The 12,882-nt window shown below is 53.7% G+C and carries 12 protein-coding genes and 1 pseudogene; 8 read left to right on the top strand and 5 right to left on the bottom strand.

The window, feature by feature from the left end; all coding sequences use genetic code 11:
• Positions 1 to 167 precede the first annotated feature (167 nt).
• From H8Q75_RS01245 to H8Q75_RS01255, 3 genes are read left to right on the top strand one after another with little or no spacing between them, the layout of a single operon-like run.
• Positions 168 to 1,976, top strand: coding sequence for a proline--tRNA ligase (locus H8Q75_RS01245; protein ID WP_024125698.1), 1,809 nt, complete (start codon positions 168 to 170; stop codon positions 1,974 to 1,976).
• Positions 1,973 to 2,602: a methyltransferase domain-containing protein gene (locus H8Q75_RS01250; RefSeq protein ID WP_297039786.1), complete on the top strand. Its 630-nt coding sequence runs from the start codon at positions 1,973 to 1,975 to the stop codon at positions 2,600 to 2,602. Before H8Q75_RS01245 ends, H8Q75_RS01250 begins: the two co-directional genes overlap by 4 nt.
• Positions 2,602 to 3,174 carry a hypothetical protein gene (locus H8Q75_RS01255; RefSeq protein WP_024125700.1) on the top strand — a complete coding sequence of 191 codons (573 nt, stop codon included), beginning with the start codon at positions 2,602 to 2,604 and terminating at the stop codon, positions 3,172 to 3,174. Before H8Q75_RS01250 ends, H8Q75_RS01255 begins: the two co-directional genes overlap by 1 nt.
• Here H8Q75_RS01255 and murA read toward each other — a convergent pair.
• Positions 3,130 to 4,449, bottom strand: a complete 1,320-nt coding sequence (murA, locus tag H8Q75_RS01260) for a UDP-N-acetylglucosamine 1-carboxyvinyltransferase (protein WP_297039791.1) — start codon at positions 4,447 to 4,449, stop codon at positions 3,130 to 3,132. The genes H8Q75_RS01255 and murA overlap by 45 nt on opposite strands.
• A gap of 112 nt (positions 4,450 to 4,561) precedes the next feature.
• Between murA and H8Q75_RS01265 the strand changes: the two genes are divergently transcribed.
• The 4 genes from H8Q75_RS01265 (at position 4,562) to aroB (ending at position 10,233) form a co-directional block, all read left to right on the top strand.
• Positions 4,562 to 4,993 carry a hypothetical protein gene (locus tag H8Q75_RS01265; protein WP_024125702.1) on the top strand — a complete coding sequence of 144 codons (432 nt, stop codon included), beginning with the start codon at positions 4,562 to 4,564 and terminating at the stop codon, positions 4,991 to 4,993.
• Positions 4,994 to 5,156: 163 nt separating this feature from the next.
• Positions 5,157 to 7,742, top strand: coding sequence for a glycogen/starch/alpha-glucan phosphorylase (locus H8Q75_RS01270; RefSeq protein WP_024125703.1), 2,586 nt, complete (start codon positions 5,157 to 5,159; stop codon positions 7,740 to 7,742).
• 71 nt (positions 7,743 to 7,813) lie between these two features.
• A complete protein-coding gene (locus tag H8Q75_RS01275) occupies positions 7,814 to 9,079 on the top strand; it encodes an AmpG family muropeptide MFS transporter (RefSeq protein ID WP_297039797.1) in 1,266 nt (421 codons plus the stop codon).
• 47 nt (positions 9,080 to 9,126) lie between these two features.
• On the top strand, positions 9,127 to 10,233 hold the full coding sequence (gene aroB / locus H8Q75_RS01280) for a 3-dehydroquinate synthase (RefSeq protein WP_024125705.1): 1,107 nt from the start codon (positions 9,127 to 9,129) through the stop codon (positions 10,231 to 10,233).
• Here the strand turns inward: aroB and H8Q75_RS01285 are convergent.
• Positions 10,230 to 10,472 carry a hypothetical protein gene (locus H8Q75_RS01285; protein ID WP_024125706.1) on the bottom strand — a complete coding sequence of 81 codons (243 nt, stop codon included), beginning with the start codon at positions 10,470 to 10,472 and terminating at the stop codon, positions 10,230 to 10,232. The two genes, aroB and H8Q75_RS01285, sit on opposite strands and share 4 nt — an antisense overlap.
• 260 nt (positions 10,473 to 10,732) lie before the next feature.
• Between H8Q75_RS01285 and H8Q75_RS01290 the strand changes: the two genes are divergently transcribed.
• Positions 10,733 to 11,167, top strand: coding sequence for a hypothetical protein (locus H8Q75_RS01290; protein ID WP_024125707.1), 435 nt, complete (start codon positions 10,733 to 10,735; stop codon positions 11,165 to 11,167).
• On the opposite strand, the gene nusB is transcribed toward H8Q75_RS01290, so the two are convergent.
• From nusB to H8Q75_RS01305, 3 genes and pseudogenes are all read right to left on the bottom strand, one after another.
• Positions 11,146 to 11,784 (bottom strand): transcription antitermination factor NusB, encoded by a 639-nt coding sequence (nusB, locus tag H8Q75_RS01295; RefSeq protein ID WP_024125708.1) that lies wholly within the window; start codon positions 11,782 to 11,784, stop codon positions 11,146 to 11,148. The two genes, H8Q75_RS01290 and nusB, sit on opposite strands and share 22 nt — an antisense overlap.
• Positions 11,785 to 11,807: 23 nt before the next feature.
• The gene (locus H8Q75_RS01300) at positions 11,808 to 12,479 is read right to left on the bottom strand and encodes a DUF502 domain-containing protein (RefSeq protein WP_041429265.1); all 672 of its coding nucleotides are present in this window, start codon (positions 12,477 to 12,479) and stop codon (positions 11,808 to 11,810) included.
• Positions 12,480 to 12,512: 33 nt separating this feature from the next.
• Positions 12,513 to 12,882: pseudogene (locus H8Q75_RS01305) on the bottom strand (hypothetical protein); the annotation flags it as partial.

Raw genomic sequence — 12,882 nt, forward strand, 5'->3', positions numbered from 1 at the left:
CCCGTTGCCCCTGCCCCTGCCAGTCCTTCACCAACACCTGGCGCTACCGTTGTCCCTACGCCCACACCTGTTCAACCTCCACCAGCGGAACCTGAACCAACGCCTACCCCCTAGGGATCGCTGGTCATCGTAAAATAGAGGCTCTGTGCAGTATCGATAGCCCAGGTATGCGCCTCTCCCAAATGCTCTTTGTTACCCTCCGCGATGATCCAGCGGAAGCAGAAATTCCCAGCCACAAATTATTGCTGCGGGCGGGATATATTCGGCGGATTGCCAGTGGCATCTATAGCTATCTGCCTTTGATGTGGCGAGTGTTGCAAAAAGTGAGTGCAATTGTTCGTGAAGAAATGAACCGCAGTGGCGCCTTGGAATGTTTGCTGCCGCAATTGCAACCTGCTGAACTGTGGCAAGAATCGGGTCGTTGGGACACCTATACCAAAGCCGAAGGGATTATGTTTTCCCTCACCGATCGCGCTGAGCGGCAGTTGGGACTGGGGCCTACCCATGAGGAGGTGATCACTGCCCTCGCCAAGGACTTGATTCGCTCCTATCGTCAGTTGCCCGTGCACCTGTACCAAATTCAAACGAAATTTCGCGATGAGATTCGCCCGCGATTTGGCCTAATGCGGGGACGGGAATTCATTATGAAGGACGGCTACTCCTTCCATGCCGATGTGGCTAGTCTCAAGGAAACCTACCAGGTGATGTACGACACCTATAGTCGTATTCTGCAGCGCTGTGGCCTGAGGTTTCGAGCCGTGGAGGCCGATTCGGGTGCGATTGGCGGATCGGGTTCCCATGAGTTTATGGTACTGGCTGCCGCCGGCGAAGATGAGGTGCTCTATACGGCTGACGGCCAATATGCCGCCAATGTGGAAAAGGCCGTCTCGCTCCCCCCTGACGCAGTGCCGACAACCTACAAAAAGGTGGCGACGCTGGATACCCCCAATGCAGCGACGATTGATGCCCTGGTTGAGCAGTTGCAGTGCCATCCTACGCAAATTGTGAAAAATGTCCTCTATCGAGCAGTCTTCGATAATGGGCGAGTGGGTCTTGTGCTGGTGAGTATTCGCGGCGATCAAGAGGTGAACAGCGTCAAGCTGCACAACACCCTCACTTCCCTTGCGCCCAACTACGGGGCAACAAAACTGCTGGATCTGCGGCTGGCAGATGCCAATACAGCCCAAGAGTGGGCAGCCACCCCCATTCCCTTTGGTTACATTGGCCCTGATTTAGAAGATGCCGTTATTAAGGCCGATTCCCAAATTATTCCCCAGTGGATTCGCATTGCCGATCGCACCGTGGTGGAGTTAAAGCGATTTATTACGGGAGCCAATCGCGATCAACAGCATCGGGTGGGGGTGAACTGGGGCAAATCCTGTCCCTTGCCAGCAATTATTGCCGATGTTCGCAAAGCCCAGGCGGGCGATCGCGCCTGCCATGATCCAACGCAGCACCTAGAAACGGCACGGGGCATTGAAATTGGCCATATTTTCCAGTTGGGCACCAAGTATTCTGAGGCAATGAAGGCCACCTACACCAATGAGCAGGGGGAAGAGGTGCCTCTGGTGATGGGTTGCTACGGCATCGGCATTTCCCGCTTGGCACAGGCGGCGGTGGAGCAGCACCACGACGCCCAAGGGATTATCTGGCCGCTGGCGATCGCCCCCTATCAGGTGATTATTGTTGTGCCCAACATTGAGGATGCGCAGCAAATGCAGGCGGCCACTGATCTTTACGAGCAGCTTCAGGCGGCAGGGATTGAGGTGCTCCTCGACGATCGCGATGAGCGGGCAGGGGTGAAATTCAAAGATGCGGATTTGATTGGCATTCCCTATCGACTGGTGACAGGACGGGCGATCGCCCATGGGGAAGTGGAACTCATCATCCGGGCAACAGGGGCGAAATCCACCCTCCCCTTAACCGAGGTTGTTCGTTATCTTCAAAAGGAGATTGCTCAGCAGTTAGCCCCATGATTCTCAATCCCCACCAGCGGACGAAATTGGACAGCCGTAGTGATGACCTCTTTTATGCAGCACCGCGCTTTGTCACCCATGTGGATGATTTCTTTCTGGCCCGCCTTACGGATCTCTACCGTCAATACTTGCAGCCGCAGATGCGAGTCTTGGACCTAATGAGTAGTTGGGTCTCCCATCTGCCGCCAGAGCTATCCTTTCAGGAAGTGGTGGGGCATGGGATGAATGCGGCGGAGCTAGCCCGCAACCCCCGGCTGGATCGTTATTTTGTTCAGAATCTCAATGAAGAGTTGGCCTTACCCCTAGAGGATGCCAGTTTTAATGCCGTGTTGATGGCGGTGTCGGTGCAGTACCTCCAATATCCTGAGGCAACTTTTACGGAAATTGCCCGCATCCTTAAGCCCCAAGGGGTAGTTATTGTCAGCTTCTCGAATCGCATGTTTTTTGAAAAAGCGATTCGGGCGTGGCGTGAGGGTAACGAGGGCGATCGCGTGCAGTTGGTGCAAACCTATATCAACAGCATTCCTGCCCTCAAGGTGATCGAAACGCATCTGCCTCGCCCTTGGTCTTGGCTGGGATTTATCGATCCCTTCTATGCTGTCGTTGGTCAAAAACAACCCGTGTAATGGTCAGAGGTGGGGTCTATGAGCAGTTTCGCGGCGCCCTCCTTGGACTCCTATGGGGGCTCGCTAAAGAGAAGGGCAATTTAGCGCAGGCATTGCCCCACCAATGGTTAGCCCCTGACCAAGGGGAGTGGCCAGTTCAGCTGCCACAGTTGTTGGCATCATGGGATCAACCTTTGGTTTCAGTCCCCGAAGGGGTGCAGGAGATTCAGACCCTGCTCCATGAGTACCTAGAAGCAGCTTGGGCACCTGAGCCTTTGCCTGTCCCCCCCCAGAGAGGAGACATGCTCCGCTATGCCTTGGCGATCGCCCCTTGGGACTTAGAACTGGCCCATCAAATTGTCAGCAAACACCAACCCAGTGCTGCTTTGCTCTTAAGCTGTCTTTTTGGTGCCTATTGGGGGGCATTGGCCCTACCCCTAGGTGCTTGGGAGTATTGGACGCCCACCGTGGCTGAAGTGCTCAGGAAGGTGATGGCGCAATGGACAGGGGGGATGGGAAACGAGATCGTGATTGCCCCCAAGGCCGGCCTACAAAACTGGAGAAGGAACTGTACTGGGAACATAGCGCTCTAGCTGTGCGCCCAAACCCCGCAATTTGGCTTCGATTTGCCAGTAGCCCCGATCTAAGTGCTGCAAGCCATAGACGTGGGTTTCGCCGTGGGCAGCCAGTCCAGCAACAACTAAAGCCGCTGTGGCGCGCAAATCCGTACCTGTTACCGGTGCACCGGAAAGATGGGGCACCCCGCGAATGGCAGCGTGATTCCCCTTGACGCGAATATCGGCACCCATGCGATTCAGTTCAGCCACATGGCCAAAGCGATTTTCAAACACGGTTTCACTGACTAAACTATTGCCCTCACTGATCGCCAGCAACGTCATCATCAGCGCCTGCATATCCGTGGGAAAGCCGGGGTAGGGGAGCGTTTCAATGTCGGTGGCACGATAGCACTGGGCAGGGGTGAAGCAGGCACGGGTGGGATCGGGAAATTCAATCTTCGCTCCCATCTCTTCGAGTTTGGCAACCACAGGGGTCAGGTGGCTGGGAATCACAGGTGCAAGAGTAATGGCCGAGCGGGTGACAGCAGCTGCCAACAGAAATGTACCCGCTTCAATGCGATCGGGGATGATTTCGTATTCAGTGCCGTGGAGGCGATCCACCCCAACAATCGTGATCGAATTGGTGCCGGCGCCATAGATTTTGGCCCCCATCGTGATACAGAAGTTGGCCAAATCCACCACTTCGGGTTCTTGGGCAGCATTTTCAATCGTGGTTTCCCCCTCGGCAAGGGTGGCGGCCATCATTAATGTTTCGGTGGCACCGACGCTGGGATAGTCCAAGTAAATCCGTGTTCCTTTAAGTTTGGCCGCACTGGCGGTGACAACCCCATGATCGATCGTAACTTCGGCACCCATTGCTTGCAGACCACGCACATGCAGTTCCACCGGACGGGCACCAATGGCGCACCCCCCTGGCAAGGGGACGCGGGCAACACCCAACCGCGCCACCAAAGGACCAATGACAAAAAAACTTGCCCGCAGTTGGCTGACTAGGGTATAGGGGGGATCGTTGGTATTTAGTGCTGTGGCATCAATGGCGATCGCCTCACTCCCAAAGCGTTGTACCTTGACCCCCAATGATTGTAGAATTTCCCCCAGGCGGCGAATATCTGCTAGATCAGGCACGGCACGGAGAATCGTTGTATCCGCTGCTAGGAGTGCCCCCGCCATCAAGACTAATGCTGAATTCTTGGCTCCGCTAATCCTCACCTCACCCGCTAACCGATAGCCCCCCTGAATCTTGAGATGTGCCTGCTCTGTGGTCAGCGGCGTTGTGGTCAAGGCTAGCATATTTCACTCTCACAGCCAAAAGAATTCCAAGCGATTATATCCTATCAGTGCGAATTTTATGCAAAAATCAGTAGGGGAAAGACGGTTGTTGTGCCAGTAATTTCATCCTTTGATGGAACCCCAAAATCTCAGCGATTTACTGCGGCAAGAGGTCGCTAAGCAGCGTCCAGCCTCCAGCAAGCGGAGTCGTCATCAGCCCACCAAGGCAGAACTAGAGCAAGAACTGGCCACCCTCAAAGCAGCCTTAGCAGCCGTAGAAGCTGAGAAAACTGCTCACAGCGCCCAGATAGAACAACTGCAACAGGAATTACAAAGGTGGCGCGATCGCGCCCAAGCGCTCGACACCGCGCTTCAGGAACTCCAAACCCGCCATCAAGCCCTAGAAGCCAAATTTGAAGAGGCCAAGGCAGTCATTCGCCAACTCACTGCCCCTCAGCCCTACCGTTTTGAGGAGGTGGGATTTAAGCCCCTTGTCAATGAAATTCCTACCCCCAATCCCAATGCCTCTTCCCTTGGGGATGCGGAAATTGGTTGGTTTGACTAGGGATTGTCCAAGCCCTTCGGGGACCCTTTGAGAAGATTAAAAAAATGTAAAGGCGGATAAATCAATTATTAAAATTCCCGCAGTGGTAATCTAATGTACATTTCACAAATCTGTATTAGCCTTAAGTTAAGTTATTTCCGATTCCTGCAGAGCCACAGTTTTCATGAATAATCCCGACACTCCTAACGGTTATCCTGTTCATTCGGTTTCCCACACCCACCCTACTGCCAACGACGAACACTGCGATTTGTATATCGAGAGCGATCGCACAGGGATGACAGTGCAAACCCTGAAGCGCGCCTTTGTTGATAATCTCCACTACATCCAGGGCAAGGATGCCATGTTTGCCACGCCCTACGATTACTTCATGGCCCTGGCCTACACGGTGCGCGATCGCCTGCTGCATCGGCGGATTAAAACCGCCCAAACCTATTTTGAGCAGGATGCCAAGGTGGTCTATTACCTGTCGGCAGAGTTTCTCATTGGTCGCTTGCTCCTGAACAACCTGATTAACGTCGGCCTCTACGAGCAAACGAAACAGGCAATGGCCGATTTTGGCCTTGACCTCAATGAACTGATGGAGCGCGAACCGGAACCGGGGCTAGGCAATGGCGGTTTAGGACGCTTGGCGGCTTGTTTCCTCGACTCTCTCGCGACCCTTGAAATTCCCGCTGTTGGCTACGGCATTCGCTACGAGTTTGGCATTTTCGAGCAAATTATCACCAATGGCTGGCAGCACGAAGTCCCCGACAACTGGTTGCGCTTTGGCAACCCTTGGGAGATTGCCCGTCCGGATTACAACGTTGAAGTTAAGTTTGGCGGTCACACTGAAGCCTACACCGATGCCCAAGGGCACTACCGTGTCCGTTGGATCCCCAGCACTACCGTTTTTGGCACGCCCTACGATACGCCAATTCCCGGCTATGGCAAAAATACGGTGAATACGCTCCGTCTGTGGAGTGCCCGTGCAGCCCAAGACTTCAACCTTCAGGTGTTTAACGCGGGGGACTACACCCAAGCAGTCTCTGAAAAAACCTTTAGTGAGAACATCTCGAAGGTCCTCTACCCCAACGACAACACCCCCCAGGGGAAAGAATTGCGGCTGCGGCAACAGTATTTCTTTGTCGCCTGTTCGTTGCAGGACATTATCCGCCTCTACTTGCGTCGGCACACTAGCTTTGATGCCTTCCCCGACAAGGTGGCCATTCAGCTCAATGATACCCACCCCGCCATTGCTGTGGCTGAACTGATGCGATTGCTGGTGGATGAGTACCAACTGACGTGGGAAAAAGCGTGGCACATCACCCAGCGCACTTTTGCCTATACCAACCACACGCTGCTGGCGGAAGCCCTTGAACGCTGGTCGGTGGATCTCTTTGGTCAACTGCTACCACGCCACTTGGAAATCATTTACGAGATTAACTACCGCTTTCTAAATGAGGTTCGCCTGCGCTACCCTGGCAATACCGCGCGGTTGGCACGGATGTCCCTGATTGAGGAAGGTTATCCCAAGCAGGTGCGCATGGCACATCTGGCCTGTGTTGGCAGCCATACGGTCAATGGAGTGGCAGAACTGCACACAGAGCTGATCAAACAGGAGCTGATGCGGGACTTCTATGAGATGTACCCAAACAAGTTCCAGAACAAAACCAATGGCATTACCCCCCGCCGTTGGCTCCTGATGAGTAATCCCCGCTTGGCCAGTCTGATTACCGAAACGCTGCAGAGCGATCGCTGGATTACCCACCTTGACGACCTGCGCGGCCTAGAACCCTACGCGACCGATCCTGCTTTTCAGGCGAAGTGGCAACAAATCAAACAAGCCAACAAAGAGCGCTTGGCGGAGTACATCTGGCGCAACAACCAAATCGAGGTGGATCCCTACTCCCTCTTTGACATTCAAATTAAGCGCATCCACGAGTACAAACGTCAACATTTGGCTGTCCTCCACATCATTACGCTCTACGAACAAATTAAGGCCAACCCCAGCATTGACATTCAACCGCGCACATTTATTTTTGGCGGCAAGGCAGCTCCCGGCTACTTCATGGCCAAGATGATCATCAAGCTGATCAATTCTGTGGCCGATATGGTCAACCACGACAGCGATGTGAATGGTCGCCTCAAAGTGGTGTTCCTCAGCAACTACTCCGTCTCCCTGGGTGAAATGGTCTATCCCGCTGCCGATCTTTCGGAGCAGATCTCTACCGCTGGGAAAGAGGCCTCTGGCACTGGGAATATGAAGTTTGCTCTCAATGGCGCCCTGACAATTGGGACGCTGGATGGTGCAAATGTGGAAATCCGCCAAGAGGTGGGGGCAGAGAACTTTTTCCTTTTTGGTCTGACAGCGCAAGAGGTGATGAGCCTGAAAGCGGAAGGCTACAATCCCCGCGAGTACTACAACAGCAACCCAATGCTCAAGAAGGTAATTGACAGCCTGATTTCCAACTACTTCAATCCACGTGAGCCGGGGCTATTTGAACCGATTGTCAGTTCCCTGCTCAATGAGGATCCATATATGCTCTTGGCGGACTACCAATCCTATGTGGACTGTCAACAGCGGGCAGCCCAAGCCTTCCGCAATAAGAGCCACTGGACACAGATGTCTATTCTCAATGTGGCGCGCATGGGCAAATTCTCCAGCGATCGCACGATTGCCGAGTACTGCAAGGAGATTTGGCACGTTGAACCTGTTCCTGTTTCCCTGGACACGTGCCGGCCTGCTTTTCGCCCTAGCCGCATCAGTTAGGTCAGTGGTCTTTAGGTCACTGCCGCTTTTGCTCTACACTAGGGCAAGTCTCAAGCAGTGGAACGAAATGAATGGCGGGAATCGGCGCAGTCCTACGGGTTTTTCAAAGTCGCAAAATGGCGGCACTGCTCTTGTTAGGTTTTTCGTCAGGGTTGCCGCTGTTTCTCACCAGCCGAACGCTGCAAGCATGGATGACCGTTGAGGGCATTGACTTGACGGCCATTGGCCTCTTTAGCCTTGTGGGGTTGCCCTACTCCCTGAAGTTTCTCTGGTCCCCCTTGCTGGATCGCTATAGGATTCCCTTTTTGGGACGGCGGCGGGGCTGGTTACTACTGATTCAGGTGCTCCTGTTGGGGGCGATCGCCCTGATGGCGGTGCAGGATCCCAGGGGGAGCCTGCAGCTGTTGGCGATAAATGCCTTCGCCATTGCCTTCTTGAGCGCCAGTCAAGATATTGCTGTGGATGCCTACCGTGCCGATGTCCTCGAACCCCTTGAAATGGGAGCAGGTGCGGGTATTTATGTCCTTGGCTATCGCATTGCGCTTTTGGTCACCGGTTCCCTAGCCTTGATCCTTGCGGATCAACTGCCCTGGCCAGTGGTTTACGCCCTGATGGCGCTGCTAATGGTGGTGGGCATGGTCACTACTTTTTGGGCACCGGAACCAGAGGTGCATCCCCCGGCTCCGCCGTCATTGGCACAGGCAGTCACTCGACCCTTCCTTGATTTTTTCCAGCGCTACGGCTGGGGAACGGGGCTGATTATTTTGCTCTTTATCTGCCTCTATCGCTTGGGGGATGCCCTCACGGGCAATATGATGACCCCTTTCCTGTTGCAGCAGGGCTTTAGCCAAACCCAAATTGGCGCCGTACAAGGGGGGGTGGGGCTGATTGCCACCATCGTTGGCGCCCTTGTCGGGGGAGCGGCCATCAGTCAAATTGGTATTCACCGTGCCCTGTGGATTATGGGGGGATTGCAAGCTTCTAGCAATATCTCCTACTTTATTTTGGCCAATGCCGGTGCCAATCCAACAGTGATGGTGGCTGCCATTAGTGTTGATAACTTCTGTGCAGGGCTGGCGATCGCTGCTCTAACGGCTCTTTTAATGAGTCTTTGCAACCCCCAATTTAGTGCAACACAGTATGCGCTGCTCTCCAGTCTCTTTGCTTTTAGTCGGGATATCCTGGCGGCCCCTGCGGGTAAAGCGGCGGAAATGATGGGGTGGCCACTCTTTTTTCTCTTTACAATTGGCGCTGCCCTACCAGCCCTGCTGCTTTTGCCATTTTTTGCGCCTTGGCAAGCGAGGCCAGCCTTTCCCCGCCCCGGCAGTGACGATTGAAAATACATTGAAAATACTCAGTGTCGATGTCCCCCGCAAATCCTACAATGACAAGACTGATTCCCGTTCCCCTTGGTGAGCACTCCTACTGGATTGCCATTGGTGCCAACACCCGGCGGCAGTTGCCTGCCCTTTTGGCCGCATATACGCCCTTGACCCCGAAAGCACCTGCCCTCATCGTTTCTAATCCACAAATTTGGCGGCACTACGGCACGGATGTGCAAGAGGCATTAACGCAAGGGGGCTGGCAGGTTACCCCCTGTATCCTACCGGCGGGGGAACGCTACAAAACCCTCAGAACTGTTGAAAAGATTTATGATGCTGCCCTGAGTCAGCGTTTAGAGCGGGGTTCCACCCTCTTTGCCCTTGGCGGTGGCGTCATTGGCGACATGACTGGTTTTGCGGCAGCGACATGGCTGCGGGGAATTGCTGTGGTTCAGATTCCCACCAGTCTGTTGGCGATGGTGGATGCGGCCATTGGCGGCAAAACAGGGGTAAACCATCCCCAAGGCAAAAATCTCATTGGTGCCTTTCATCAACCCCGTCTTGTGGTCATTGATCCCGATGTTTTGGCAACCCTGCCCCCGCGAGAATTTCGTGCGGGTATGGCAGAGGTGATTAAGTACGGCGTCATTTGGGATGCTGAGCTATTTCATTTGCTGAGTCAGTTGCCGCGCTTGGATCGCATGGGTGCTCTGCCCTCTGAGCAGTTGCTCCAAGTCCTGCAGCGTTCCTGCCAAGCGAAGGTGGATGTGGTTAGCAAGGATGAGCGGGAAGCGGGGCTGCGTGCCATTTTGAATTATGGGCATACGATTGGCCATGCCCTTGAAAGTATGGGCAACTATCGTCTTTTGAACCACGGCGAGGCGGTGGCCATTGGTATGATTGCCGCTGGGGAACTGGCTGTGGCGTTGGGGTATTGGTCCGCAGAAGCCGCCGCTGCCCAACGGGCACTGATTCTCAAAGCAAAGCTGCCAACAACGATTCCCGCCCACTTTGATGTGGAGGGACTACTGGCACTCCTACAGCACGACAAGAAGGTGCAGGCGCAAAATGTACGGTTTATTCTCCCCACCGCCATTGGCCATGGGGAAATTTGCGATCGGGTACCGGCAGAACTGATTCGAGAGACGCTCCATCGCCTGCAAGCTTAGCTAGCGGGTGGGGTATCTAGCAAACATTTTTTGCTGGCTTTTAATTCTTTCCAGAGATTTTTAATTTGCTTATAGGCTTCCTGAGGGGAGAGTTTGCCGCTGTTTTCGAGGCTGGCAATGTAGCTCACGCGGGTCGCAAATTCCTGCAAGTTGGCATCAAATAAAAAGTTTTCAGGTGTAAACTCACCGCGGTAACGGCTGTGGGGATATAAAAATTCGTATTTTTCGTATTTATCCATTGCTCATCTATCCTTTGCCCGCAGGCGTTAACCTATTTTTAACCTTATTTTAACCAATTTTCCCTGGAGTCACTGTAACTGCCGTAACAAAACTGTGATCTCCCTGAGGGTAAGACGGGGTTTTGTTAACAAGTATTAGCAGAAAATTAAGCATTATTAACTTTGATTGATTAAATAAAGAAGACTTATCACACTACATAAGGGAGGCGTGATCCCTAGCGATCGCCAGATATAGATACTGTGATTGAGGAAATAGATAGATGATGCACGGACTCTCCTTGGCGCCCCGTTATCGCTTAGATGATGTTGATCCTTGGCTTTTGGGAATTGATCCCAGCCGTCATTATTGGCTGCAAGTCAATGGAGATCCCCAGCGGCGGGTGGCCATTCCAGGAGTCTGCGTCCAGAGCATCTCTGAGCTGCGGGAGATCATGGCGGCGGTGCGATCGCTCCAACCGGGGCAGCAGTTGCAAATTCAGCGGGCGGCCACCTGCTTAGAAATTCACTGTGTCGCTGAAAATCTGCTGGCGATCGCTCACCCTGTTGACGGTGCCCCCGTTTGGCATCTTTTTGATCGCGAAACCCTCGAAAGTTTAGTCATGAGTGCCCATCCCCACTGGCAATGCCGGCCTGAGGACGTGGAGTTGGGGCGGCAGCAATTGTGGCAGTCCTTTCAGTTACCGGTGGCTGCCTGAGCCGTGTTAAGGGCTTCGCTAATCCGCCGCAGCACGCCATTGATAAAGCGGTGGCTGCCCTCATCGCTATAGCGTTTGGCCAGTTCGATGGCCTCGTTAATTGCCACCTGCTTAGCGACTTCAAGGTAACGCATTTCGACGACAGCAATTTCAATAATGGCACGATCTAGCTGCGTCAGCCGCTCCAATTGCCAATCCACCATTGAGCGATTTACCAGTTCTTCAATCTCTGTTTGGTATCGCTGTAAACAGCGGAGGATGGCGATCGCGTAGGCCTGAACTTCCTCCTGATGGGCAAAGTAGAGGATCTCAGGTAAATCCAAAGCAGTGCCTATTTTGTTCAAGCCCTTTTCCGCCCGCTGAAGGGCATCCTGAAGCACCATCTGTGCCTTTTCGAGGTGGGGCAACAGGAGTTCACTGTGGCGGAGCAGTCGTTGACTTTCACTAAGTTCGGTGCCCGCCTGTTCGAGGGTATCGCGCACATCACTCGCCAGCGTACGTACGGCCATCAAGATCAAACTGCGGCAGTCGCTTTCATCCAGCAGTTTTGGTTGGCGTAACACTTGAGCCCCACTCAGCAAAGCCAATTCACGAGCAACACGACGAGCAGTAATCATGGGTTAATCCTCAAAACAAGTTCTTAGGGTACTAGAGCAGTGGTGGGGGGCAACGTCGAAGTTGGCACCGTTCCCGGTGTAACAATCCCTCCAGAAATAATTAGCTTAAAGGCGTCCTCGATCGAAATATCCAAATCTCGCACCTCCCGCTCACTGGCAATCACATACCAACCGGTGGTGGGGTTAGGGGAGGAGGGGATAAATAGACTCAACATTGGCTCGGAAAAGACCGTTTGCAATGAACCATTAACTGTGCCAGTGACAAAGGCCACGGCCCACAAGCCCGGACGTGGGTATTCTACGAGCACCACACGGCGAAAGCGATCGCGCGAGTCCCGCAGAATCGTCTCTAGGAGTTGTTGCAGCACTTTATAGGTTGTGCCCGCCAAGGGAATGCGCTGGAGAATGCTCTCACCGGTGTTCAACAGCCACTGGCCAAAGATATTGCGCGCCATCAAGCCAATGAGCAAGATGCCTGTTAAGGGCACAACAATCCCCACGGCTACATTGAGCAAATCCACCAGCAGGGGGTGCCAGGTTTTGAAAGGGTTCACTCGCTTGGGAATACGGGTGAGGAGATCCAGGACCCAACTGGAAACAGAAATCGATAGCCAAATCGTCGTTGCTAGCGGGATCACCACCAGCAGACCGGCAATGAGATCGTTTTTAATTGCTTGTTGGAGTCGGTGCAGCACAAATACTCGCACGAGCAGACTTCTGTTTCTAGCTTAGCGGTTGCTGCCACTGCGGGCACGGTGAAAGGCTAGACTGCTGTAGAGCATGAAGGCGGCATCCCAAGGACTGTCCTCACGGCGAAAGAGGTTAAGGTGGGGGGGAATTTTACTCAGGAGTTCTGTAAAGTCCAAGGCGGTTTCTGCAAAGCTGGTGAAGTCTTGCCAGACGGGGCGATCGCCACAGTGCTGCTGCCAAAGACTCGATAACTGCCGCCACTTTGCCCATGAGGTATGTTGATCCAAATCCAACTCACGCTGGATCACCTCGGCCCCGTGACTCAGGGGAATCCCTTGGTGAAACTGGTAACCGCCGCGATAAAAGCGCAGGATTTGATTTTGCTGCAACAGGTGGAGATCACAGCAC

Source organism: Thermosynechococcus sp. OHK43 (genome assembly GCF_014466085.1).
GTDB lineage: Bacteria > Cyanobacteriota > Cyanobacteriia > Thermosynechococcales > Thermosynechococcaceae > Thermosynechococcus.

Excerpts from the sequence above, each read along its gene's own strand:
- H8Q75_RS01245 (WP_024125698.1), top strand. The coding sequence starts at position 168 with ATGCGCCTCTCCCAAATGCTCTTTGTTACCCTCCGCGATGATCCAGCG.
- H8Q75_RS01250 (WP_297039786.1), top strand. The coding sequence starts at position 1,973 with ATGATTCTCAATCCCCACCAGCGGACGAAATTGGACAGCCGTAGTGAT.
- H8Q75_RS01255 (WP_024125700.1), top strand. The coding sequence starts at position 2,602 with ATGGTCAGAGGTGGGGTCTATGAGCAGTTTCGCGGCGCCCTCCTTGGA.
- murA (WP_297039791.1), bottom strand. The coding sequence starts at position 4,449 with ATGCTAGCCTTGACCACAACGCCGCTGACCACAGAGCAGGCACATCTC.
- H8Q75_RS01265 (WP_024125702.1), top strand. The coding sequence starts at position 4,562 with ATGGAACCCCAAAATCTCAGCGATTTACTGCGGCAAGAGGTCGCTAAG.
- H8Q75_RS01270 (WP_024125703.1), top strand. The coding sequence starts at position 5,157 with ATGAATAATCCCGACACTCCTAACGGTTATCCTGTTCATTCGGTTTCC.
- H8Q75_RS01275 (WP_297039797.1), top strand. The coding sequence starts at position 7,814 with ATGGCGGGAATCGGCGCAGTCCTACGGGTTTTTCAAAGTCGCAAAATG.
- aroB (WP_024125705.1), top strand. The coding sequence starts at position 9,127 with ATGACAAGACTGATTCCCGTTCCCCTTGGTGAGCACTCCTACTGGATT.
- H8Q75_RS01285 (WP_024125706.1), bottom strand. The coding sequence starts at position 10,472 with ATGGATAAATACGAAAAATACGAATTTTTATATCCCCACAGCCGTTAC.
- H8Q75_RS01290 (WP_024125707.1), top strand. The coding sequence starts at position 10,733 with ATGATGCACGGACTCTCCTTGGCGCCCCGTTATCGCTTAGATGATGTT.
- nusB (WP_024125708.1), bottom strand. The coding sequence starts at position 11,784 with ATGATTACTGCTCGTCGTGTTGCTCGTGAATTGGCTTTGCTGAGTGGG.